Here is a 23,026-nt window from a genome sequence, read left to right as displayed (position 1 = left end):
GGCTGTGTAGAGGACTTCCACCTCCAAATGAGTGCGCCCTGCCGGGCGCACAAAACAAAAGCGCCCCGCCAGATGGCGGGGCGCTTTTTTTCCTGACCCTCTCTGAATCAGTCGCCGGACTCGGAGTCTTTCTCCGGGCCCGGCGACCTCATCACGTTCCTCTAGTAGTGATCCGTGTAGCGACCGACCCGGCAGGTGTAGCCCGACGGCGGCGGCGGCAGCACGAATGCTGAGGCCGGCGTTCCCTTCGGATGCGATGCCAGCGTTGTGGCTGCCCACACATTGAACGCAGCGCGATTCACGGTTGGCCACTGATGGCCGTGAGTCGACGAACACGCCACGTGCACGACATTGGACTGCGCACTGAAGTAGTTGGATCCCACCTGGGTACTCGGCCGATAGTCGGAGCACAGGGTGCTGCCGCAGTACCAGATGTCGTTCGCACCACCCCAGACCGTGATCACGATCATCGGATCCAGCGTCGTGCGCAGCGGCAGCGGGCCGACGCGTCCCTGGAAGATCTTGGTCGGATTGTTGATCACGGCCTGACGTCGCGCCGCAAATTCATCGGCGCCCGGATAGGCCGTCCCGTTGTCCTGGGTGACATACCATTCACCCGACAGCGGCAGACCGCCCGCCCAGAAGTCCGAATTGAACAGCAGTGCGCGATTGGTCATCGTGCCGCCCGAAGAAATACCGCCGAGGTACATGCGCTTCGAGTCGACCGGGAAGCTCGCTGCCACGCAGCGTACGACCGCTTCGAGGAACTGGGAGTCCGGACCTTCGGCCGTCTTCCAGGGATCGCCGGCAGCGGCGAAGACGCGACCTTCATTCCACGGATTCCAGTTCCAGCCGCCCGTCCCTGCCTGATTGCAGGTTCCGCCGTTGACGCTGGTCCCGGACCCGTTCGGATCCTGACCCGCACAGCGACGCACCGGACCGATGATCAGGAAGCCGTTGCTGGAGAGCGCACCCATGCCGCCTCGTGCCCCCAGGTTTTCATTCGTCGACTCGACCGAACCGGTGAGCGAGACGAACACCGGGCGCGGTGTCGAGACATTCGAAGGCACGTTCAGCACGAACGCACGGGCCACACCGTTGTGCATGAAGCCCTGATTCACGCCGGCGCGCGCCGTGAATCCGCTCGGACAGCTTCCGGGCAACTGGTTGTTGCCGCCGCTACCGCCGTTCACCGTCACGAGGAGTTCCGGCCGGTTCGCCGTGTTGTCCGCGGAATTGAACGTGACCCGGTATTGATTGGCCGAGTCGACTGCCACACCGAAGGTCGCATGACCCAGGGTGCGCCGCGAATTCACGTAGTCCGTGACGTTCCACTCGTAGTACTGCGGCGTGATGCCGACGGTCGTCGTCGCAATGGGGGACGACGCGTAGAAGTCCACACCCGTTTCGGTACTGGAATTGTTGTAGGTGACGTTCGCACCGCTCCAGGTCGTGGTCTTCGTTCCCGGCCACACCGAGACGGATTGTCCGGTGCCCGACGTGGCGTCATGCCGGCCGTACACCCGCAGCCGCGCGGACAGAATGGTGCCGGCGGGAATCGAATTCAGCGGGAACTGCAGGAACGATGCCCGTGTCAGGCCTTCCGCATCCGCGAGGCGCGCGAGCAGGTTCACGTCGTACGCGTAGTTGGTTGCCGGTGAGCCGCTCTGTACATAGGTGCCAGAGTTCGAAGCGAGCGGGACGGTCGTTTCCGAGCCACCACCTCCGTTGCCCGCCATGATGATGACGAGTTCGGGACGGCTTGCCGCGTTGTCGGCGGAATTCAAGGTGACTCGATACTGGTTCGCAGAATCCACGGCCAGGCCGAACGTCGCATGGCCCAGGGTGCGCCGCGAATTCACGTAGTCCGTCACGTTCCATTCGTAGTACTGCGGCGTGATGCCGACGGTCGTCGTCGCAATGGGGGACGACGCGTAGAAGTCCACACCCGTTTCGGTACTGGAATTGTTGTAGGTGACGTTCGCACCGCTCCAGGTCGTGGTCTTCGTTCCCGGCCACACCGAGACGGATTGTCCGGTGCCCGACGTGGCGTCATGCCGGCCGTACACCCGCAGCCGCGCGGACAGAATGGTGCCGGCGGGAATCGAATTCAGCGGGAACTGCAGGAACGATGCCCGTGTCAGGCCTTCCGCATCCGCGAGGCGCGCGAGCAGGTTCACGTCGTACGCGTAGTTGGTCGTCGGCGTACCGCTCTGCACGTACGTATCCGAACTGGACGCAATCGTGATGGTTTCACCCGAGCCACCACCGCCACCAACGTTCGCCTCCATCGTCGTCAGACCGCCGTTGATGTTGAGCACCCACGTCCAGCCGTAGCCCATCAGGACGCGATTGCCATACACCACCGGGCCGCTGGCAGAACCATTCGGGAATCCGTCCGTCGGGGCCGGCACATACGCGCCGCGTGCCGGCGACGCCTGCACTTCCCTGACGATGTTGCCGTTGGCGGCATTGAAAACGCGCAGTCGACCGTCCCACGCCGAGGCATACATCAGCCCGTTGGCGTAGGCGATGCCGCCGAAGCCGCCGGCATCGAGCTGTCGGATCCAGATGGGTGTACCGGTCGCGGCATCGAGCGCCGCTGCTTCGGCCGTTGCCGGCACCGGATCGTTGCGACCGCCACCGATCGTCGAGGTGTTGCTGGTCACGTAGATGCGTCCGTCGCCATAGGCGGTCGACTGCATCACGCCGCCGATGGCGCTGGCGCGCCCCACCGGGGTATTCCAGATCGCCGCACCGGTGTCGCGGTCGAACGCACGATACGTGCCGTCCTTGCCGCCGACGCCGACCATGCGGCGCCCGTTCGCAACGAACAGGTTCGGCGCAGCGCCCACGTCATAGTCGTAACGCAGTACGCCACCGAGCTGGTACACGTCGTTGGACCTGAACTGCTGGGCCCAGCGGATCGCACCGGTGTCGATATTGAACGCAACCAGCGAGTCCGAGTACGGACCGGCAGGATCGCGATAGGCCTGGCCGGTGCCGATATAGCCCGTGCGCGTGGACACATCGATCGCCGCGGTCGACCACACCGAAATGCCGCCGCCGCAGGACGCGCTCGGACACATGTTGGTGCTGTACGGCAGGATCGCGCCCGTCGTCGCATTCAGGAAGGCGACCCGACCGCGGAACATCGGCGTTGCAGGGATGAACACCTGGTACGAGCCCGTACCGATGATCAGGGTGTTGCCGACCACGATCGGCGAGGACGAGATGCGGCTGTTGGGCGACGTTTCGATCCGGGTCGTCCAGCGCACCGCGCCGTTCGCTCGGTCGAGCGCATACACATACGAGTTGTTGCCGGCGACATAGACCGTGTCGCTAGTAACGAATGGCGAGGGCGAGAGCATCGTCGTCTGCGGACGCACGCGCCACAGCACGACGCCATCGCTGACGCGCACTGCCTTCACATAGCCTGAGAAGTCCGAGTAGTAAGCCACACCGTCGACCACGGTCGGTGTACCAGTGATGCCGCCATCGGTGGTACGACGCACGACATTGAGCGTCGAGACGTTGGAGGTCGAGATCTGTGTGTCGCTGGTAGCTCGTGAATTGTCGTAATTCTTGCCGAACATCGGCCAGTTCTCAGCAGCTGTGGCCGGACTCATCATTCCGGACACACTGAGACCCACCGCGGCAATACATGCCAGTGTCCTCAACTGTTTCATGGGTGATCCTCAAAGATTCTTCGCAGATAATTGGCTGCGAACCGGGCGAGCGTGCCCTGCTCACTCGCGGAAAAGCGTTCCCCCGGAACTTCCGCGATGCCACAGTGCGATCGCATAACTGTTACGAAGCGCACTGCGCCCGGAAGTATGCGGTGTCGATTGAGCACCCCCGTGTCAATTCGCGCACATCGGATATCAGCTTTCCGATTCGCCGCGATTCAGGGGTTGTCGCAATAAAGACTACGACATGAAGGCAGGCATGACGCCAAGTGGGATTATGTCTCGCTGCCGGCGGCGCCCTCCTGCGCCCGATACGTCATTTCTTCTGACGTCACACCCAGGCGCCGTTCAGGCGCCTGGGTGATTTCACAAAATACCTTCAATCAATCACGCGTTGACAGGCTCTGCCGTCTTTCGCTTCCGCCGGGCAACGAGCGAGCCTGCGAGGCCTGCCAGCAGCAGACCGAACGAGGCGGGTTCGGGCACGGATGTCGATGGTGCGTTGACCAGCAGACTGCCGTTGCTGACGTCCCACGACTCATACTGGAGAAGGCCGTCGTAGCCCCAGAGGTCTCCTCCCGTAATCGAAATCGCGGCCAGGCCTAGATCCAGTGCCGAAAAGTCGAGAGAGAAGAGCCGGAACTGCGACAGGCCGAGCTGGTTCGACAGACCCGAGAACGAAAATTCAAAGATGTTCGCGGAACCCGCCGTTGAACTGAAATCCGCCCCGGAATTGAGCGGACCATCGAGGAAGGTATCGAATCTTACGTTCGTGAGCGACAGCAATGGCGCGTCCCACGCAAGGTTCAGATCGTAGGCACCGACGAACCCGCCATCGAGACCACTCACCATCACATCGACGCTGGCGGTGCCTCCCTGCGTGACCGATGCACTGGCCGGCACGACGCTCAACATGGGAATGGCATTCGCCACACCGGTGCTGGCAGCAAGGATCGCGCAGCTCAGCAGGATCCGGTTGGTCAACTTGGTCTTTGCTTTCATGGTATTTGCTCCGTTTCAGAATTCATCGCGTTACTGGGCAGCGCAACCGGGACGGTCGCACTTCAGCGAGCAGGCACGCGCGTCGCCGACATCGATCATGCCGTTGCGATTTGCGTCGCGCAGATCCCGGGGGCCTGACGCCGGCTGATTGCGGGCGGCCGTGATCAACGCGATGTCGTTGCTGTCGATATCGCCGTCAGCATCGATCGAGCAGACACGCTCGTAGTGATCGATGTACGGACCGATCCGGCAGGTGTAGCCCGCAGGGGGCGGCGGCAGCACGAATGCGGAGGCCGGCGTTCCCTTCGGATGCGATGCCAGTGTGGTGGCAGCCCACGTATTGAATGCAGCGCGATTCACGGTTGGCCACTGATGGCCGTGAGTCGACGAACACGCCACGTGCACGACATTGGGTTGCGCACTGAAGTAGTTCGACGCCACCTGCGTGCTCGGCCGATAGTCGGCACACAGGGTAAGGCCGCCGTCGCAGCTCCACACGTCGTTCGTGCCGCCCCAGACCGTGATCACGACCATCGGATCCAGCGATGCGCGCAGCGGCAGCGGGCCGACGCGTCCCTGGAAGATCTTGGTCGGATCGTCGATCACCGCCTGGCGCCGCGCCGCGAACTCGTCGGCACCCGGATAGGCCGTGCCGTCGTCGCGAGTGACGTACCACTCACCCGAGATCGGCAGACCGCCCGCCCAGAAGTCCGAGTTGAACAGCAGCGCACGATTGGTCATCGTGCCGCCCGACGAAATGCCGCCGAGGTACATACGCTTCGAATCGACCGGGAAGCGCTTCGCCACGCAGCGTGCGACGGCTTCGAGGAACTCGGAGTCCGGACCTTCGCCAGTCTTCCACTGCTCACCGGCAGCACCGAACGCGCGACCCTCGTTCCACGGATTCCAGTTCCAGCCGCCCGTACCCGGCTGATTGCAGGTTCCGCCGCCGATGTTGGTCCCACCACCGTTCGGATCCTGACCGGCACAGCGACGCACCGGACCGATGACCAGGAAGCCATCATTGGTGAGCGCACCGGCGCCGCCACGTGCGCCGAGATTCTCGTTCGTCGATTCGACCGAACCGGTGAGCGAGACGAACATCGGACGCGGCGTCGAGACGTTCTGGGGAACGTTCAGTACGAACCCGCGCGCCACACCGTTGTGAATGAAGCCCTGATTGACGCCGGCCCGCGGCGTGAACCCGGCCGGACAGCTGCCTTCCATGCTGCCGGGCGGCAGTTCGGGATCGGGCTCGCTGGTGCCGCCCGTGCTCACCGTCACGACGAGTTCCGGCCGGTTCGCAGCGTTGTCCGCGGAATTGAAGGTGACCCGGTACGTGTGCCCGTAGTCAACCGCGACACCGAACGTTGCATGACCCAGTGCCCGGCGTGAATCGACGTAGCCGGTCACATCCCACTCGTAGTACTGCGGCGTGATGCCGATGAGGGCGTTCGCGATGGGGCTGGTCAGGTAGAAATCGACGCCCGTTACCACGTTGGAGTTGTTGTAGATGACATCCGCGCCATTCCACGGCGTCGAAAGGGTACCGGGCCACACCGACACGGGCTGTCCCGTTCCGGTCGGCGCATCATGACGACCATACAGCCGCAGACGGGCCGAAGTGACCGTACCTGCCGGAATCGTCGCCAGCGGAAACTGCAGGAATGACGCCCGCGTCAGCCCTTCCGCATCCGCGAGTCGCGCCAGCAGGAACTCATTGGAGTTGTAGCTCGTCGTCGGCGTACCGCTCTGAACATAGGTGTCCGCATTCGACGCCAGCGTGACTGTCTGCGTCTCGCCACCGCCACCGGAAACCAGCTCCATGGTCGCCAGACCACCGCTGATGTTGAGCACCCACGTCCAGCCATAGCCCATCAGCACGCGATCGCCGTACACGACCGGGCCGCCCGCCGAACCATTGGGGAATCCATCGGTCGGTGCTGCCACGTACACGCCGCGCGACGGCGACACCTGCACTTCCTTGATGATGTTGCCGTTGGCGGCATTGAACACCCGCAGCCGACCGTCCCACGCCGAGGCATACATCAGCCCGTTGGCGTAGGCGACGCCGCCGAAACCGCCGGCATCGAGCTGCTTGATCCACAACGGCGTACCGGTCGCGGCATCGAGCGCCAGCGCTTCGGCCGTTGCCGGCACCGGATCGTTGCGACCGCCACCGATCGTCGAGGTGTTGCTGGTCACATAGATGCGGCCATCGCCGTACGCGGTCGACTGCATCACGCCGCCGATGGGACTGCCGCGTCCGACCGGAGTGCTCCAGATCGGCGCGCCAGTATCGCGATCGAATGCGCGATAGGTGCCATCCTTGCCGCCGACACCGACCATGCGACGGTCATCCGCGACGAACAGATTCGGTGCAGCGCCCACGTCGTAGTCGTAGCGCAGTACGCCACCGAGCTGGTACACGTCGTTGGCCAGGAACTGCTGCGACCAGCGAATCGCGCCCGTGTCGATATCGAACGCAACCAGCGAGTCCGAGTACGGACCAGCGGGATCGCGATAGGCCTGACCGGTACCGATGTAGCCCGTGCGCGTCGCCACATCGACAGCCGCCGTCGACCACACCGAGATGCCGCCGCCGCAGCTCGCTTCGGGACACATGTTGGTGCTGTACGGCAGGATCGCGCCCGTCGTTGCATTCAGGAAGACGACGCGCCCACGGAACATCGGCGTCGCCGGGATGAACACCTGATAGGAGCCCGTACCGATCATCAAGGTGTTGCCGACCACGATCGGCGAGGACGAGATGCGGCTGTTCGGCGAGGTTTCGATCCGCGTCGTCCAGCGCACCGCGCCATCGAGGCGATTCAGCGCATACACATAGGAGTTGTTGCCGGCGACATAGACCATGTCGTCGGTGACGAATGGCGACGGCGAGAGCATCGTCGTCTGCGGACGCACGCGCCACAGCACGGCGCCGTCATGCACACGCACGGCCTTTACATAACCGGAGAAGTCGGAGTAGTACGCCACGCCGTCGACGACGGTCGGCGTGCCGCTGATGCCGCCATCGGCCTCGCGACGTACGACACCGAGCGTCGAAACATTGGATGCAGAGATCAGAGTGTCGGCCGTGGCCCGCGAATTCTCATAGTTCTTGCCGAACATGGGCCAGTTCTCGGCGGCCGTGGCCGGGCTCACAAGGCCGGACACGCCGAGACCCAGCGTGGCAAGGCATGCCAGCGTTCTCAACTGTTTCATGATCAACCTCAAGGATTCTTCGATTTTTCGTAGAACATTTTTTTGTTCTTGGAGCGGACCGGGCGAGCGCTGCGTCCTGCTCACTCGCGGAGAGACGTTCCCCCGGAACCTCCGCGAACCACGGTGCTGTCGCATAACTGTTACGACATGCACCGTGTTGGGGAGTATGTGACGGCCGTCACAGGTGCTGCGCGTCAATTCATGAGCAACCGATATCAGTTTTCCGAATCGACGCGACGCGCATGTGCGTTCGTCCGGAACGCACATGCGCTGATACGCACTTCTTCCAACTCACTACGACCCGCTCGAGGCGGCGGGCTTCGACACTTCGATGAGTTCGATGTCGAAGGCCAGGGTGGCGCCGCGCGGAATCGCGGGCGGAGATCCGCCGTCGCCGTAAGCGAGATCGGGCGGACACACGATGTGGCTTCTGCCGCCGACCTTCATCTGCAGCAGCGCCTCTTTCCAGCACGCGATGACACCGTTCACGCGAAACTCGGTCGGCTTGCCGCGCTTGCGCGAACTGTCCACGATCGTGCCGTCGGGCAGTGTGCCTTCGTAATGGACCGTCACGGTATCGGTCTCGACGACCGCACGCCCCTTGCCTGGACTGACTTCGCGATAGACCATGCCGCTCGTCGTCTTTACCGCGCCGGACTGCGTCGCCTGCTGGGCCAGGTACGCCGCACCCCGCTCGCGCTGCTGCTCGATGGCTCGCGCCTGTCGCTGGTAATGAAGCGCCTGGATCTTCGGCATGAAGGCCGTCACGTCGACGCGCGGCTCCTCACCCGCCGCGGCTTCCTTGAAGCCGTCAAGAACGAATTGCTGCTCCTCCGCCGTCAGTTCGAGATCACGCAGGTTGTTCGCCATCGCGGCCCCGAGCGCATAGAGCGTCTGCTGCTCTTCGTTCATCGGCGCCTTCGCCGTCGCCGCATCGGATGCCGACCCGGAGCAGCCACACAGCATCACCAGCGCGAGCGCGGGAAGCCCTCCATATCTTCTGTAAACACCCGTCGCGGACCTGTGCCCGAGGTCAGGTCGTAGGGCCTCACCGGACTTGATATGCAATTTGATAATTTGAGATATTTGAATCATAAGTACGCTCTCTGTTCGTTGACTTCCATTTGCATCACCGACAGTACCCTGCCGGATGGCAAGCCCCTGGAACCACAGAAAAATGGCAATTTTTAAGTATTAAATTGCGGCCTCCACAGCCCCCAGACAGCTCCCCCACCGGTTGCTTATACAATACAACCGCCATGTCGATGTCAGGTTGTTCTCTTTTTTTCACTTCACGGTATGTGCTAGCTTGAACCGCTGATAGTCGACAACGGGCTCGATAGAGCATCCGGCGTTCGTACATACGTACCGAGCCGGGCCTACGACTCGTAATGTTGGCAATGCCTTGGGGGCGCACCTGCCGACCGGGACTGCGCAAGCGGTTCTGATCGCAGGTCGCGGTATTTCGACAACCGTCGGCCGATGAAGATCGGCCGACGAGGCCAGTGCTGATGCAGAATTCCGCACGGGTTCAACTACAACTATGAAGTCACAGACTCCGCTCGCAACGCCGCCGAGCCCCGCAGCCCGCCTCGCAATCCTGCAGCAGTTGCTGCAGCCACGCTTGAGCGCTGACGCGGGCAATTTCGTGGTAAAGGCCGTCGCCGAGATCCGCTCCGGCACCGATCCGACCCGGTTCTCCCAGCTGATCGCTTCGGCAAGCCGTCACGCCCGCCGACGCATCGCGTTCGATCCCACGCCCGAGGAGCTGGCGCTCGCCGGTTCGGTACAGATGGACGTCAACATCGTCGCCTGGAATCAGCTCGAGGCGCTGCGCGTACTGCTGGTACTCTCGCATCCCGATCTGGAGCAGCCCGCCTTCGTCGAAGCCCTCGAACAATGCTTCCGCTATGCCGACGAGGGGGAACTATGCGCGCTGTACCGCGCCCTGCCCCTGCTGCCGGATGGCGCACGCTTCACCTGGCGTGCCGGCGAGGGCTGCCGCAGCAACATGCGCTCGGTCTTCGAGGCCGTGGCCTGCGACTCCCAGTTTCCCGCCAGGCATTTCGATGACGTCGCCTGGCGCCAGCTCGTCATGAAGGCCGTCTTCCTCAATGCGCCGCTGTGGCGGGTGCATGGTCTCGATTCGCGCCTGTCGCCGGAACTCGCGCGCATGGCGCTCGACTTCATCGACGAACGGCGCAGTGCCGGCCGGCCCATTCCGCCGCAGCTGTGGCTATGTCTCGGCACGCACGAAGAGGATCGTTCCCTCCATGCGCTGCGCACCGAGCTTCGTCGCGGCGACCTGCGCGGGCGCAGCGCGGCATTGCTCGCGCTCGCACGGGCGGGGCAGCTGGCGAAAGTCCACCAATGGCTCGGCGGCTGGCTGGGGGATCTCGAACCGACGCTGGCGCAGGCACAGCACGGCGACACCACGCAACTTGCGTTCCGGGATCTCTGGACGACGTCTGGCTGAAGGAGTCCTGTCAATGAAATTCTTCGATCCGCACATCCACATCACCTCGCGCACGACCGACGATCTGCAGGCGATGGCCGATGCCGGCGTACGCGCGGTGATCGAACCGGCCTTCTGGCTCGGCCAGCCACGCACGACGGTGGGCAGCTACGTCGACTACTTCTCCAGCCTGGTCGGCTGGGAGCGATTCCGCTGCAGCCAGTTCGGGATCACGCACTACTGCGCCATCGGCCTCAACTCGAAGGAAGCCAACAACGAGGCGCTGGCGCGTGAGGTGCTGGAACTGATTCCCCACTTCGCACTGAAGGAAGGCGTCGTCGCGATCGGCGAGATCGGCTACGACGAAATCACCCCCGCCGAGGAACGCGCCTACCAGGCACAGCTGCAGATGGCCGTCGACTGGGACACGGTGGTCATGGTGCATTCGCCGCATCGGGACAAGAAGCGCGGCATCCGCCGCTCGATCGATGTGGCGCGCGAAGCCGGCGTCGACATGCGCAAGCTCATCATCGACCACAACAACGAAGAGACCGTCCGCGACGTGCTCGATGCGGGCGCATGGGCCGCCTTCACCATCTATCCCCATACCAAGATGGACTCCGAGCGCATGGTCGAGATCGTGCGGCGTTACGGCTCGGAGCGGGTCATCGTCGACAGCTCGGCGGACTGGGGCGTAAGCGATGCGCTCTCCGTACCGCGCACGGCGGCATTGATGCTTTCCTCGGGCATTCCGGCAGCCGATGTCGAAGCCACTACCTGGTCCAATGCGATCGCCGCCTATCGGCAGTCCGGCCAGATCGATGTCGATGCCCTGAACGCCTCGCCGTCGATCGACCAGCGCCGGCTGTTCGCGGACAACTCCGTCCTGCGCGGGCAGGCTCCGCGCGTGGAGATTCCTGCAACGTCGCTTCAGGAAAGATCATGCTGCTGAAAGCCCTATGGATTTTTGGCGCGCTGTTCTTCACGTACGCCGTCGTCATGCAGTACAACGATCCCGATCCGCTCGTCTGGATGTCGCTCTACGGCATCGTCGCGATCGCCAACGTCGCCGCTCTGGCCGGCCGGCTCTCGCCGCGCTGGATTGCCGTCGCGACGCTTCCTCACCTCGTCTATGGATTGATGCTCAGCCCCTATCTGCTGCGCACCTCCCTGCATGCCTTCCAGACCATGGGCATGAAGAACGATCTGGAAGAACTGGTGCGCGAGTCATGGGGCACCGTCGTCTGCGTGCTCTGGATGACCGGCCTGTTCTTCTACGCACGACACCTTGCCGTCCGCAAATCATCGGAAGCCATCGCATGATCAAGACCATCGCTACCCTCGCCTGCTGCCTGTTCGCCACGGCAGCCGTCGCCGACACACCAGAAGCCATCGTGGTACCCCTCAAGGTCCGCGAGGAACTGAAGCCGCGCACGATCATCGCGCACAACCTCGACAACCCGCGCGGACTGCACGTGCTCGCCGACGGATCGCTGCTGGTCGCCGAGGCCGGCATCGGCAATCTGGCCAGCGCAAACACCAGTCGCCTGACGCGGCTGACGGATCTCGACCGTGACGGCCGCTACGATTCCGACGGCGAACGTCGCGTGCTGCTGGACAAGCTGTATTCGATCAACATCCTCGAGCACGTACGCCGCGATGAGGTGTTCGGCATGGCCTCCATCGCCGCCGGCGGCGGCGCCGTGCTCGCCACGCACGCCATCTTCGACGGTCCGAGCCAGCTGTACGAAATCGCGGGCGATTCGGTAAAGCCCCTGGGCAAGGCCGAAGGAAACCTCAACTCCATCACCTACGATCCGCGCCGGCGCATCTGGCTCGCCGCATCGAGCTCGCGCGATCAGGTCGTTCGCGTCGCGCTCGACGGCAAGGTCAGCGTGATCGCCAAGCTGCCGCTGCTGGCGAGCGGTCAACAGCCCGTACCTGCCTACGTCCGTTTCGACGATCGCACCGGCGACACGCTGGTCAGCCTGTTCAGCGGCTCGACCGAAGGCGAAACGGGCGGCGACGGCACCGAGATCGAGCCGCGCTCGGCGAAGATCATACGCATCAACCCCGACAACGCCGCCACGGCAGACGTCGTCACGGGTCTCACGGTGCCGACCGATCTCGTCGTCGACAAGGACGGTCGCATCTACATTCTCGAGTTCTGCGACGAATTCCTGGATCCGCTGCAGAAGCGCGAACAGATGTGGCAGGGTACGAGTCATGGCGGATTCAAGCGGTTCTCCGGCCGGCTGCTGCGCATCGACCGCAACAGTCGCGAAGTCGTCGTGATCGCGACCGGCCTCGACGCGCCCACCAACATCCTGCTGCAGGGCGACGCCCTGCTGGTCAGCGAAGGCATGGGAACTCCCGGCCGCAAGATTCCGCAAGGCACGAACGCCGTGCCGCTGCAGGGATTCATCTCGCGGATCGATCTCGGAGCACACTGACGATGCGACTGCAGATCGAACAGCATTTCGATGTTCGCTATCAGTACCGGGTGTGCTTCACCCGGGACGCCTTCGCTGCGGACAACCTGCTGCTTCGTGACCTCATCAGCGAGGAAGGAGCGCGGCGGGCCCGTGTTCTGATGGTCGTGGACGAAGGAGTGACCCGGGGCAATCCGCAGCTCGTCGCCGCGATGGAGGCGTACGCAACCGCGCATGCGGATGCATTGCAGCTGGTCCGGTCGCCGTGGGTCGTCCGCGGCGGCGAGGTCATCAAGAACGATCCGCTCGAAGTCAACGCGCTCTACGAGTACTCGCGGACGCTCGGTCTGTGCCGTCACAGCTATGTCGTGGCGCTGGGCGGCGGCGCGATGCTCGATGCCATCGGCTATGCGGCGGCGACGGCGCACCGCGGCATCCGGCTGATCCGCATGCCTTCCACCGTGCTCGGCCAGAACGATGCCGGCGTCGGCGTCAAGAATGCGATCAACTGGCATGGCCGGAAGAACTTCCTCGGCACGTTCGTTCCGCCCCACGCGGTCGTCAACGACTTCGCGCTGCTCGCCAGTGTGCCGGTCGCGGACCGTCGGGCAGGTCTCGCCGAGGCCGTGAAGGTGGCCCTCATTCGGGATCGCAGCTTCTTCGACTACATGCAGACGCACCATCGCGAACTCGCGCGGCTCGACACCGCCGTGCTCGAGGAAGTCATCGTGCGCTGCGCCAGCCTGCATCTCGCCCACATCCGCAATGGCGGCGATCCGTTCGAACGCGGCAGCCAGCGTCCGCTCGATTTCGGTCACTGGTCGGCGCACCGGCTCGAAGAGATTTCCCAGGGACGGCTGCGTCACGGCGAAGCCGTCGCCATCGGCATTGCGCTCGATGCGCTCTACTCGTTCCGCTGCGGCATGCTGAGCCAGAGCGAGTGGCACGCCATCTACGCCATCCTCACGGATATCGGCTTCACGCTGAACGATGCAGGGTTCGATCGTCTCGACGTTGCCAAAGCGCTGAATGACTTCCGCGAACACCTGGGCGGCGCCCTGTGCATCACCCTGCTGCGCGGCATCGGCGACGGCATCGAAGTGGACACGATCGATGTGCCGCTGATGAGCCGCTGCATCGAGGAACTGCGCGAGATCGACGCGTCGAGGGCGACAGCCGAACGACGGATTCTTGCGTGAGTCGGCCTCGCGTCCTCACCTACTGCAGCAACATCCATCCCGGAGAGTCCTGGAACGACGTCCTGCGCAATCTTCACGATCATGCGCTGGCGGTAAAGGCCGAGCTGGCCCCGGCTGCCGCGTTTCCGCTCGGCTTGCGCCTGTCGGCGCAGGCCGCGAGCGAACTCACCGACGAATCCATCCACAGCTTCCGCGACTGGCTCGATGCTCACGGCTGCCGCGTGGCGACCGTCAACGGCTTCCCCTACGGCGTCTTTCACGGAACCACCGTGAAGCACGCGGTGTACGAGCCGGACTGGCGCCACGCCGAGCGCGCCCGCTACACCATGCAGCTCGCCGACATCCTGGCGCAGTGGCTGGCACCGACCGAGACGGGATCGATCTCCACGGTGCCGATCGCCTTCCGCGACCGTTTTCTCGACGAGCACTGGTCGCCGGTGCGAAAGAATCTTCTCGACACACTCGCTCATCTCGCGCTCATCCGCGATCGCGGCGGCCCGCTGATCCGGCTGGCAATCGAGCCGGAACCTCACTGCATGCTCGAGACGACCACCGAGGTGGTTCAGTTCTTCTCGCGCATGAATTTTCCCGGCGCCCTCGCCGAGCACGTGGGCATCTGCCTGGATTGTTGCCACCAGGCGGTCGAGTTCGAGCGCCCCGACCGCGTTCTCGCACAACTGCGCGAGGCGGGAATCACCATCGCCAAAGTGCAGGTCTCCTCGGCGCTGCGAGCCATTGGCGGCGAGATCGCTGCCTTGATGCAGTTCGACGAGCCCACGTACCTGCACCAGGCCGTCGCACTCACGACGCGCGGCACGCTCGCGCGCTTCTGCGATCTGCCCGACCTCGCACGATGGCTGGCGCGCGGCGAACGCGCGGAGGAAGTCCGCGTGCATTTCCATGTGCCGGTCTTCCTGGATCACCTGGGCAGCGTCGGCACGACCCGGTTCTTTCTCGACGAATTGCTGCCGCAGCTCGATCCGGACCTGCCGCTGGAAGTCGAAACCTACAGCTTCGGCGTCTTGCCTGCGTCGCTGCGATCCGATTCCATCGGCGCATCGATCGTGCGGGAACTTCGCTGGGTCACCGAAAAACTGCACGATGCATCGCACCGCCGTCATTAACGTCGTCGGCCTGACGCGCCGACACCTCGGGCCGGAAACGCCGCGGCTGAACGCGTTCGCCGCGAACATCGCGACGATTGAAACGATCACGCCTGCGGTGACGTGCTCGATGCAGGCCACATTCCTCACCGGGCGCACACCGCGCGATCACGGCATCGTCGGCAATGGCTGGTACTTTCGCGAACTCGATCAGGTGTTGCTCTGGCGTCAGAGCAATCGCCTGATCCAGTCGCCGCGCATCTGGGACTACGCCCGGCAGCGCGATCCGCAGTTCACCTGCGCGAACACTTTCTGGTGGTACGCGATGGCGACGAGCGCGGACGTCACGCTGACTCCGCGCCCTCTGTACTGTGCCGACGGACTCAAGCTCCCGGACTTCTACACGCAACCCGCAGTGCTGCGCGATGAACTGCGAGAACAGCTGGGACAGTTTCCGCTGTTCGATTTCTGGGGGCCGCGAACGAGCATCCGTTCCAGCGCCTGGATTGCCGCGGCGGCGCGAGCGGTCGAGGAACGTTTCAACCCCACCCTGCAGCTGATCTACCTGCCGCATCTGGACTACTGCCTGCAGCGGGTCGGCCCTCACGGCAACATCGCCAGGGATCTGCGCGAGATCGACACGGTATGCGGCGACCTGATCGACTTCCTGACGGCGCGCGGCGTGCGCATCGTGCTCCTGTCGGAATACGGCATCACGCCGGTAGATCGGCCCGTGCACATCAACCGCCATTTGCGGTCAGCCGGCTGGGTGGAAACCAAGCGGGACCTGGGGCGGGAGTACCTCGATCCCGGCGCCTCGCGCGCATTCGCGGTCGCCGACCATCAGATCGCACATATATATGTGCGCAACAAGGCGGACGTCCCTGCCGTCGCCAAGCGGTGCGCGGAGATTCCGGGTGTCGCCGCGGTCCTGGATGAGCCGGGCAAGCAGCACTACGGTCTGGACCACGAACGCTCCGGCGACCTGGTCCTGCTCGCCGAACCCGACAGCTGGTTCACCTATTACTTCTGGATGGACGACGACCGCGCACCCGACTACGCGCGCCTGGTCGACATTCACAACAAGCCGGGGTACGACCCGGTGGAACTGTTCATGGATCCGGCCATTTCGTGGCCGCTTCTCAAGGTCGGGTCCATACTCGCCCGCAAGGCGCTCGGCATGCGCTACGTCATGGATGTCATTCCGCTCGATGCGAGCCTGGTGCGCGGATCGCACGGCCTCGCCGTCAGCGACAGCGCAGACGCACCGGTGTTCATCAGCTCCGAGCCGCGACTCGTGCCGGACGGGACACTGCCGGCGCAGCAGGTCTGCGAAACCCTGCTGTCCCACGTGTTCACGCCATGAGCCTCAAGTCGCTCCTCGCCCTGTGTCGCGCCAGCAATCTTCCGACCGTGTGGATGAACGTGCTGGCGGCGGCCCTGCTGAGCGCTGCAGATGCCCCGGCCTGGCAGATCGTCACGCTGGCCATTGCGCTCTCGTGCTTCTATTGCGGCGGCATGGCCATGAACGATCTGTGCGATCTCGCCTTCGATCGCGTTCATCAGCCATACCGGCCGATCGTTGCAGGGCGCCTGAGCAGGACGGCGGCGCAGACGACGATGGCACTGCTCTTCCTCACGGGCTTTGCGCTGCTTGCAACGGCGCCCTCGCCGCAGGGCCTCGGCGGCGGCATGGGACTTCTCGGCGTGATCTGGATCTACAACGCCTATCACAAGCAGCATCCTGCGGCCGTGTTCGTCATGGGCGCCGCGCGCTTGATGGTCTACATCGTGACCGCCCTGTCTCTCACCGGCAGCGTGAATGCGGCAGTGTGGCTCGCTGCGGCCTTGCAGACGATCTACGTCGTCGTGCTCACGGTCGTTGCGCGCGCCGAGCATCGGGCGCCCGGCGGCCGCTACGGATGGCCCGTCGTTCCCTGGCTGATTGCAGCGATGCCATTGGTCGACGGCATCGTGCTGGCCCACCTGGTATCGCCGGTCTGGCTGGTGGCCGGCGTGATCGCAACGGCGCTGACCCGACTGGGCCAGCGCTACGTCCGCGGCGACTGAGTTCAGGCCGCCTCGCCCACCATCCGGTCGATCGCGGCCCAGTGATCCGCGCGAATTCTTTTCCATGCCAGGTGGAGCCACGGCGTGTATTGCTGCGGACGGTCATGCAATTGCCGGTCGAGAAGACCTGCTTCGACGTAGCAAGTCTGCGCGACCTCGCTGCGATCGATGCTTGCAGGCTGATCCGCCACAGCCGCGAACACCGAACACACTTCATGCTCGGCGGCGAACTGACCGTAGCGCGCGTGATACTGGAACTTGAACAGGAACGACAGCGACTGGACGCGGATCAATCCCAGCTCTTCGCGCAGGCGGCGTGCAGCGGCCTCGCGTGTCGCCTCTCCCGGCCGCGGATGGCTGCAACAGCTGTTCGACCAGTAGCCGGGCCACAAGGGCTTCAGCTCACTGCGCTGCTGCAGGAGCAGACGGGACTGCGGATCGAACAGGTACACGGAGAAGGCGCGATGCAGGATGCCGTCGCCCTGATGCACGGCTGCCTTGAAATCCTGACCGATCTCTTCATCCGCACCGTTGACGACGATGATGTCCCTGCCCGGCGGGACCGAGTCGCTCATGACTGCATTCATGATGTTTCTTATAGCGTCGCACGACGCAGGTGCGGCTGAAATTTCCGGGTTGCTGCTATGAAGATTACATACCCCAAAAGGACGAGGAAAAACCTGTATGCGCATTTACCTGCATGGCGCGATGTTTGCGGTGCTCCTGTTTTCGATACCAGCCGTTCAGGCAAGGTCGGCTGCGACTGACGAGCGCATCGCCCCTGTACCGGGCACCGCCTTCGAAGCACGTCAGATCAAGGACAAACTGGGCCGCAACATCACTTACTACGTCAGCCGTCCGAAGAACCCGGCGCCACTTCTGCTCATGATCCAGGGCTCTGGGTGCGTTCCGGTGATGAACATCCAGCCCGGCGGCGCGTACAGCACCCTGTTCAATCTTCTTCCGTTCGGGAATGAAGGTCGTTTCACCGTGCTGTCGGTCGAGAAACCTTTTGCGGGTGTTGCTCCCGGCCAGGATCCGGGCACCGCACAGTCTTGCAGCGCGGATTTCAACGCGGATTTCACGGCGGAGAGCTGGCTGGAAGCGCTGCGGGCCAGTCTCGATGACGCCCGGCGACTTCCCTGGGTCGATAAATCGCGGACAGTCGTTTTCGGGATCTCGGAAGGCGCCGTGATGGGTGCGCTGCTCGCCGGTCATGACGATCGAATCACCGACGTCATATCGATCGGAGGATCCGGAACCACCCAGCTCTTCGATTTCATCAGCCTTTCCTATCAGCGGTGCTTCGATGTTTCGACCTGCCTCACCGACGTCGACAATCAGGCGCGAGCGATCGCGGCCGATCCGACCAGCGCTACTTCATTCGCCTGGGGACATTCCTACAAGCGATGGGCGTCTTTCTTCCGTGTGGATCCCGCTGAGGAGCTGCTACGCAGCCGCGCTCGTTTCTACCTGGCATTCGGCACCCATGACGAGGCAGTGCCGGCGCTCTCCCAAGAAATAGCCGTGGCCAAGCTCATGGCTGCGGGGCGGGACCTGACGGTCAGAAGGGTGCCCAATGCAGGGCACAATCTCATGCAGTCAGGGGCGCCTGACTTTGGCAACCTGGATAAAGAATTCCGGGCGGCGCTGAGCTGGGCGTCGCAGGCCAGGCGCTAGCGAGCCAATGATCACGCGTGGAGCCGCGTGCATTTGCACGCGGCTCCACGCGCATATCCGTCGCTATTTTCCGTCGACCGAGAACGCCAGCAGGACATTGCCTTCGCGACCGCGCAGATCGCCCGCGTTCTGCGTCGAGCGGCCTGCATAGCCGGAGTGCACGTACACCATGCCGCCCGCAATCGTGGGACCTGCGCCGTCCATGACGCCGCCATCCGCCTGCTTGCCTGCCACGGTCTTGTACGGTTCCGCGGCCGTATTGAATTCCCACAGCACCTTGCCGTCGGTGGTCGAGAAGGCGCGGAAATGTCCGTCCATCGAACCTGCGAACACGGCGCCTGGAATGGCGGTCACCGCCTGCGACACGGCCGGGTGGCAGAAGATGTTTTTCCAGCGACAGGGCGTGCGCGGCGCCGGGAAAGCCCATACGTCCGCGCCATCGCGGATGCGCAGCGCATACACGCCGGGCTTGCCGCCATTGCGGGTGATCACGTCGGAGATGCCGACGTAGACGTTCTCGGCATCCGCGGCCATGCCGAATTCCACGCCGCCGAGTTCGCTGCCGGGGCTCACGCGGCGCATCCAGATCGTTTCACCGTCGTTGTCCGGGTCCATGGCGTACACCGCACCGGACTTCTGGCCCACGACGATGTACTGACGGCCGTCCTGCAGCGTGTGCAGGATGGGCGAGTTGCCGAGCGAGAAATCCGGCCCTACTTTCTCCGGACAGTTCGCCGCCCGCGGACAGCCGATGATGTAGTTGTCGTCCTTCGTGACCTGGTTGACCCAGCGGATCTTGCCCGTCTCGATCTCCATGGCGATCACTGCATCCGAACCCTCGTGATGCACCTCGGTATAGGAGTTCGACGTCGACACGTACACCAGGCCGCGCTTGGTATCGATGGTCGGCGCCGACCAGATCGAGCCGCCGGCGGGACCCCACATCTGCCTGCCGAGTTTGTTCAGACGGAACGGCGCCGGCTCCTTCGGCGTCGTATAGGTCTTCCACAGCACCTTGCCGCTGAAGGCATCGAGCGCAACGAGTGCGCCGCGGAACTTGCAGCACTCCCATTGATCGTTGGTGGCGAACGCTTCATTGCCCGAAGAGATCGGCACGAACAGCTTGCCGTCGTGATAGGTCGGCGAGCCCGTCATCTGCACGCCGGGCTGGTCGTCGATCGTCGTCTTCCACAGCTGCTTGCCCGTCTGCGCATCGAGCGCCACGGCAGCCTTGGTCCAGTCGGAGATGAAGATCGCATGCCGCGCGGGCGCACCTGCAGGCAACTCGACCACGTGGACGCTGCTGCGCGTGGCGGCGGCGGCATCGTGACGCCAGTACACGCAACCGGTCTTCGCATTCAGCGCGTAGACCGCGCCGGACATGCTCGTCACGAACAGACGGTCACCGACGACGGTGGCCTGGCCGTTCTTCGAACCGGGATAGTTGAACGCCCACTTCACTTTCAGGCGCGGCACGTCGGCCACGGTCAGCCCAGGATTTGCCTGGAAGCGTGCATTGGTGATGCCCGCACCCCAGCCATTCCACTGATCGGGCGTGCTCAGGTCGATCGGCGGAATCTTTCCCTTGCACTTCGGACCGTCGAGCGGCATCGAGGCGGACGGCGGTCCCCAGATGGCGTGCGGATCGATCTCCCTCGCGCCGCCTGCCGGCTTCGCCCCCAGATGCAGGGCGATCGCCTGCTTCTCCGCGTCGCTCAATCCCGCGGCCATCGGCGCCATGACTCCGTTCATGGCCGTCATGATGAAAGCGGGCGAATTGCGTGCGAGCACATCGCGCGCTGGCGTTCGATCCTGCGGATTGTCGTGACAGGTGCCGCATCGGGTGCGGTACAGCGCAGCGCCGTCGGGCAGATTCAGTTCTGCGGCCGACGCGCTCCCCAGCGCAATGACGGCCAGGACGGCGCCCCAGAAAAAGCGCGATGAAGTCGGCACCTGGTTTCGCTCGATGCTCTGTTGCATGGGTGATTCTCCGTCGCGCTTCAGTAGAGACCGGTAAACGCGCCGACGTGGCACTGGTAGCCTTCGGGCGGCGGTGTCAGCTTGAAGCTGCGGGGATCGGAACCCTTGGGATACGAGGCCAGCGTGTCGAGTGCCCAGCGATTGAACTCCTGGGTTTTCAGCTGCGGCCACATGTGACCGTGCGTCGAACTGCACGCGACGTGGACGACGTTGGGCTGGGCGCTGAAGAAGTTCGATCCGGCCTGGGTGGTCGGCCGATAGTCGGAGCAGAGGAATCGCGTGCCGTCGGGACGCGTGCAGTTCCACAGATCGTTCTCGCCGCCCCACACCGTCATGACGATCATCGGTCCGACCTTGGCAGGCAGCGGATACGGACCGACGCGTCCTTGATGGATCTTGGTCGGCGCAGCGGCAACGGCGGCGCGGGCATCATCGAACGACAGCGGCGTACCGTCGTCCTTCGTCACGTACCACTCACCCGAAATCGGCAGGCCGCCAGCCCAGAAGTCCGAGCGGAACAGCAGTGCCCGGTTCGTCATGGTACCGCCCGATGAAATGCCGCCGAGGAACAGGCGGCGCCCATCGAGTTTGTACTTCGTGCCAACGCACTGAACCATCGCGACGAGGAACGAGGAGTCCGGACCCTCGTCGTTCTTCCAGCGCTCGCCGCTCGGACCCGCCGCACGGCCTTCGAACCACGGATTCCAGTTCCAGCCGTTGCTGCCGGGGCCATTGCAGACCTGACCGCGGATGTTCGGATCCTGATTGGCGCAGGCACGCACCGGCGCGATCACCGTGTAGCCGTGATCGGCGAGCAGCGAGTTGGCGCCGCTGCGGGCGACCGTCAGATTGTCGTTCGTCGATTCGACGCTGCCCGTCATCGGTACCCAGACCGGCGCCGGACCCGAAACGTTCTTTGCCGGATAGACGATGAATGCGCGCTTCATTCCCTTGTGCGGGAAGTCCACGTTCAGGCCTTCCTTGACCTCGTAGCCCGCGGGGCATTCCCATTTGACGGACTCGGACGCCACACTTGCGGCCTGCGCGGGTGTCGCCGCGGTACGATCGGCGCCGGTGCTGGAGCACCCGGACGCAACAGAAGCCAGGGCCAGCGCGACCACGCCGCGCGCCAGGCGAAGAACGCCCAAGGACTGATTCATGGATTCCCCCTTGCCGTTGGTACCGTCGGCCACGGAGCGCCGATCGGTCTTGCGATTGTGAATTTTGAGTATAGGGTATTTTCTTTTCATGGCAACTGACTGCTTCATTAAGCGATCTTCAGCTTTACAATCACTCACCTTTTGAACGAATGGTTTGTTTTCGGAGAAACTCATGAGCAACCGGGCAGGCGTCGTAGGCGCCGGATTGATGGGCGCGGAAATCGCGCTGGTGTACGCACTCTCGGGCCGGCAGGTCATCCTTGCCGATACCACGCAGGAGAAGCTCGACGCAGCATCGCAGCGGCTGTCGGCGCTGATGGACAAGGGCATTTCGCGTGGACTCTACAAGCCCGAAGACAAGGCGGCACTTGCGCGGATCGAAACGACGACCGACCTGCAGCGCTTCGCCGACTGCGGCATCGTCACCGAAGCCGTCTTTGAAAGCATCGACATCAAGTCGGCCGTGCTGAAGCAGCTCGACAACGTGTGCGCGCCGCAGTGCATCATCGCGAGCAATACGTCGACCCTGCCGATCTCCACGCTGGCCTCGCAGGTGAGCGAATCGCGCCGGCCCCGGTTCCTGGGAATGCATTACTTCTCGCCGGTCACGCGCATGAAGCTGGTGGAGGTGATTCCGGCCTTCGACACCAGCGAGGAAACGCTCGAAACCGCACTCGCGCTCGCCCGCGATCTGGGCAAGGCGCCGATCCGCGTCAAGGACGTCACGGGATTCGCCATCAACCGCGTGCTGCATGCCTTCGTCATCGAAGCGATCCGGCTCGTCGAGGAAGGCGTCGCCACCCCCGAAGACATCGATACCGCCTGCAAGCTCGGTCTCGGGCATCCCATCGGTCCGTTCGAACTCATGGACGCAACGACCTCCAGCCTGTGCCTGCAGGTTCAGGAGATCCTGCAGGAAGCCTATGGGGAACGCTTCCGCCCGCGTCCGCTGCTGAAGCAGCGCGTACGCGCGGGCCTGATCGGCGGGCGCACAGCCGCAGGCTGGCGCCCGAAGAAGTCACCGAAGTAAC

17 protein-coding genes are annotated in these 23,026 nt (G+C 63.9%); 10 read left to right on the top strand and 7 right to left on the bottom strand.

What is annotated here, in order from left to right:
- Window positions 1-161: 161 nt before the first annotated feature.
- The 4 genes from V7D81_RS00680 to V7D81_RS00665 all read right to left on the bottom strand — a co-directional run bounded on the left by V7D81_RS00680 (window position 162) and on the right by V7D81_RS00665 (window position 9,011).
- Window positions 162-3,596 (bottom strand): CBM96 family carbohydrate-binding protein, encoded by a 3,435-nt coding sequence (locus tag V7D81_RS00680; RefSeq protein ID WP_324313807.1) that lies wholly within the window; start codon window positions 3,594-3,596, stop codon window positions 162-164.
- 480 nt (window positions 3,597-4,076) lie between these two features.
- Window positions 4,077-4,691: a cohesin domain-containing protein gene (locus tag V7D81_RS00675; RefSeq protein WP_324313805.1), complete on the bottom strand. Its 615-nt coding sequence runs from the start codon at window positions 4,689-4,691 to the stop codon at window positions 4,077-4,079.
- Window positions 4,692-4,721: 30 nt separating this feature from the next.
- A complete protein-coding gene (locus V7D81_RS00670; protein WP_324313803.1) occupies window positions 4,722-7,916 on the bottom strand; it encodes an outer membrane protein assembly factor BamB family protein in 3,195 nt (1,064 codons plus the stop codon).
- Between the two features lie 294 nt (window positions 7,917-8,210).
- Window positions 8,211-9,011, bottom strand: a complete 801-nt coding sequence (locus V7D81_RS00665) for an FKBP-type peptidyl-prolyl cis-trans isomerase (RefSeq protein WP_324313802.1) — start codon at window positions 9,009-9,011, stop codon at window positions 8,211-8,213.
- Window positions 9,012-9,459: 448 nt separating this feature from the next.
- Between V7D81_RS00665 and V7D81_RS00660 the strand changes: the two genes are divergently transcribed.
- Genes V7D81_RS00660 through V7D81_RS00625 form a run of 8 tightly spaced genes read left to right on the top strand, consistent with a single transcriptional unit; the run spans window position 9,460 to window position 17,175 of the window.
- On the top strand, window positions 9,460-10,392 hold the full coding sequence (locus tag V7D81_RS00660) for an EboA domain-containing protein (protein WP_324313800.1): 933 nt from the start codon (window positions 9,460-9,462) through the stop codon (window positions 10,390-10,392).
- Between the two features lie 13 nt (window positions 10,393-10,405).
- Window positions 10,406-11,323 carry a TatD family hydrolase gene (locus tag V7D81_RS00655; RefSeq protein WP_324313799.1) on the top strand — a complete coding sequence of 306 codons (918 nt, stop codon included), beginning with the start codon at window positions 10,406-10,408 and terminating at the stop codon, window positions 11,321-11,323.
- Window positions 11,314-11,694: a transmembrane 220 family protein gene (locus tag V7D81_RS00650; protein WP_324313797.1), complete on the top strand. Its 381-nt coding sequence runs from the start codon at window positions 11,314-11,316 to the stop codon at window positions 11,692-11,694. The genes V7D81_RS00655 and V7D81_RS00650 overlap by 10 nt, the downstream gene beginning before the upstream one ends.
- A complete protein-coding gene (locus tag V7D81_RS00645) occupies window positions 11,691-12,824 on the top strand; it encodes a hypothetical protein (protein WP_324313796.1) in 1,134 nt (377 codons plus the stop codon). The genes V7D81_RS00650 and V7D81_RS00645 overlap by 4 nt, the downstream gene beginning before the upstream one ends.
- Window positions 12,825-12,826: 2 nt before the next feature.
- Entirely contained in the window at window positions 12,827-14,002 is a 1,176-nt protein-coding gene (locus V7D81_RS00640) for a 3-dehydroquinate synthase (protein ID WP_324313795.1), read from the top strand.
- Complete coding sequence (gene eboE / locus V7D81_RS00635; protein WP_324313794.1) at window positions 13,999-15,126, top strand: metabolite traffic protein EboE; 1,128 nt, start codon at window positions 13,999-14,001, stop codon at window positions 15,124-15,126. Before V7D81_RS00640 ends, eboE begins: the two co-directional genes overlap by 4 nt.
- Complete coding sequence (locus V7D81_RS00630; RefSeq protein WP_324313793.1) at window positions 15,104-16,471, top strand: nucleotide pyrophosphatase/phosphodiesterase family protein; 1,368 nt, start codon at window positions 15,104-15,106, stop codon at window positions 16,469-16,471. The genes eboE and V7D81_RS00630 overlap by 23 nt, the downstream gene beginning before the upstream one ends.
- On the top strand, window positions 16,468-17,175 hold the full coding sequence (locus V7D81_RS00625; protein WP_324313792.1) for a UbiA family prenyltransferase: 708 nt from the start codon (window positions 16,468-16,470) through the stop codon (window positions 17,173-17,175). The genes V7D81_RS00630 and V7D81_RS00625 overlap by 4 nt, the downstream gene beginning before the upstream one ends.
- A 2-nt stretch (window positions 17,176-17,177) precedes the next feature.
- On the opposite strand, the gene idi is transcribed toward V7D81_RS00625, so the two are convergent.
- Window positions 17,178-17,750 carry an isopentenyl-diphosphate Delta-isomerase gene (gene idi / locus V7D81_RS00620; protein ID WP_324313791.1) on the bottom strand — a complete coding sequence of 191 codons (573 nt, stop codon included), beginning with the start codon at window positions 17,748-17,750 and terminating at the stop codon, window positions 17,178-17,180.
- Between the two features lie 109 nt (window positions 17,751-17,859).
- On the opposite strand from idi, the gene V7D81_RS00615 reads away from it, so the two are divergent.
- The gene (locus V7D81_RS00615) at window positions 17,860-18,855 is read left to right on the top strand and encodes an alpha/beta hydrolase family protein (protein WP_324313790.1); all 996 of its coding nucleotides are present in this window, start codon (window positions 17,860-17,862) and stop codon (window positions 18,853-18,855) included.
- A 63-nt stretch (window positions 18,856-18,918) separates the two neighbouring features.
- Here the strand turns inward: V7D81_RS00615 and V7D81_RS00610 are convergent, their stop codons facing one another.
- Both V7D81_RS00610 and V7D81_RS00605 read right to left on the bottom strand, forming a co-directional pair.
- A complete protein-coding gene (locus V7D81_RS00610; RefSeq protein ID WP_324313789.1) occupies window positions 18,919-20,835 on the bottom strand; it encodes an outer membrane protein assembly factor BamB family protein in 1,917 nt (638 codons plus the stop codon).
- Between the two features lie 20 nt (window positions 20,836-20,855).
- The gene (locus V7D81_RS00605) at window positions 20,856-21,995 is read right to left on the bottom strand and encodes a hypothetical protein (RefSeq protein ID WP_324313788.1); all 1,140 of its coding nucleotides are present in this window, start codon (window positions 21,993-21,995) and stop codon (window positions 20,856-20,858) included.
- A 172-nt stretch (window positions 21,996-22,167) separates the two neighbouring features.
- Between V7D81_RS00605 and V7D81_RS00600 the strand changes: the two genes are divergently transcribed.
- Complete coding sequence (locus tag V7D81_RS00600) at window positions 22,168-23,025, top strand: 3-hydroxyacyl-CoA dehydrogenase family protein (RefSeq protein ID WP_324313787.1); 858 nt, start codon at window positions 22,168-22,170, stop codon at window positions 23,023-23,025.
- Window position 23,026: the final 1 nt, after the last annotated feature.

Source organism: Povalibacter sp. (genome assembly GCF_036735925.1).
Classification (GTDB): Bacteria; Pseudomonadota; Gammaproteobacteria; order Steroidobacterales; family Steroidobacteraceae; genus Steroidobacter.
This window is presented reverse-complemented; position numbering and strand designations above follow the sequence as displayed.

Excerpts from the sequence above, each read along its gene's own strand:
- V7D81_RS00670 (WP_324313803.1), bottom strand. The coding sequence starts at position 7,916 with ATGAAACAGTTGAGAACGCTGGCATGCCTTGCCACGCTGGGTCTCGGC.
- V7D81_RS00640 (WP_324313795.1), top strand. The coding sequence starts at position 12,827 with ATGCGACTGCAGATCGAACAGCATTTCGATGTTCGCTATCAGTACCGG.
- V7D81_RS00615 (WP_324313790.1), top strand. The coding sequence starts at position 17,860 with ATGCGCATTTACCTGCATGGCGCGATGTTTGCGGTGCTCCTGTTTTCG.
- V7D81_RS00625 (WP_324313792.1), top strand. The coding sequence starts at position 16,468 with ATGAGCCTCAAGTCGCTCCTCGCCCTGTGTCGCGCCAGCAATCTTCCG.
- V7D81_RS00610 (WP_324313789.1), bottom strand. The coding sequence starts at position 20,835 with ATGCAACAGAGCATCGAGCGAAACCAGGTGCCGACTTCATCGCGCTTT.
- V7D81_RS00600 (WP_324313787.1), top strand. The coding sequence starts at position 22,168 with ATGAGCAACCGGGCAGGCGTCGTAGGCGCCGGATTGATGGGCGCGGAA.
- V7D81_RS00650 (WP_324313797.1), top strand. The coding sequence starts at position 11,314 with ATGCTGCTGAAAGCCCTATGGATTTTTGGCGCGCTGTTCTTCACGTAC.
- V7D81_RS00645 (WP_324313796.1), top strand. The coding sequence starts at position 11,691 with ATGATCAAGACCATCGCTACCCTCGCCTGCTGCCTGTTCGCCACGGCA.
- V7D81_RS00675 (WP_324313805.1), bottom strand. The coding sequence starts at position 4,691 with ATGAAAGCAAAGACCAAGTTGACCAACCGGATCCTGCTGAGCTGCGCG.
- V7D81_RS00630 (WP_324313793.1), top strand. The coding sequence starts at position 15,104 with ATGCATCGCACCGCCGTCATTAACGTCGTCGGCCTGACGCGCCGACAC.
- V7D81_RS00605 (WP_324313788.1), bottom strand. The coding sequence starts at position 21,995 with ATGAATCAGTCCTTGGGCGTTCTTCGCCTGGCGCGCGGCGTGGTCGCG.
- V7D81_RS00660 (WP_324313800.1), top strand. The coding sequence starts at position 9,460 with ATGAAGTCACAGACTCCGCTCGCAACGCCGCCGAGCCCCGCAGCCCGC.
- V7D81_RS00655 (WP_324313799.1), top strand. The coding sequence starts at position 10,406 with ATGAAATTCTTCGATCCGCACATCCACATCACCTCGCGCACGACCGAC.
- V7D81_RS00680 (WP_324313807.1), bottom strand. The coding sequence starts at position 3,596 with ATGTTCGGCAAGAATTACGACAATTCACGAGCTACCAGCGACACACAG.
- idi (WP_324313791.1), bottom strand. The coding sequence starts at position 17,750 with ATGAGCGACTCGGTCCCGCCGGGCAGGGACATCATCGTCGTCAACGGT.
- V7D81_RS00665 (WP_324313802.1), bottom strand. The coding sequence starts at position 9,011 with ATGATTCAAATATCTCAAATTATCAAATTGCATATCAAGTCCGGTGAG.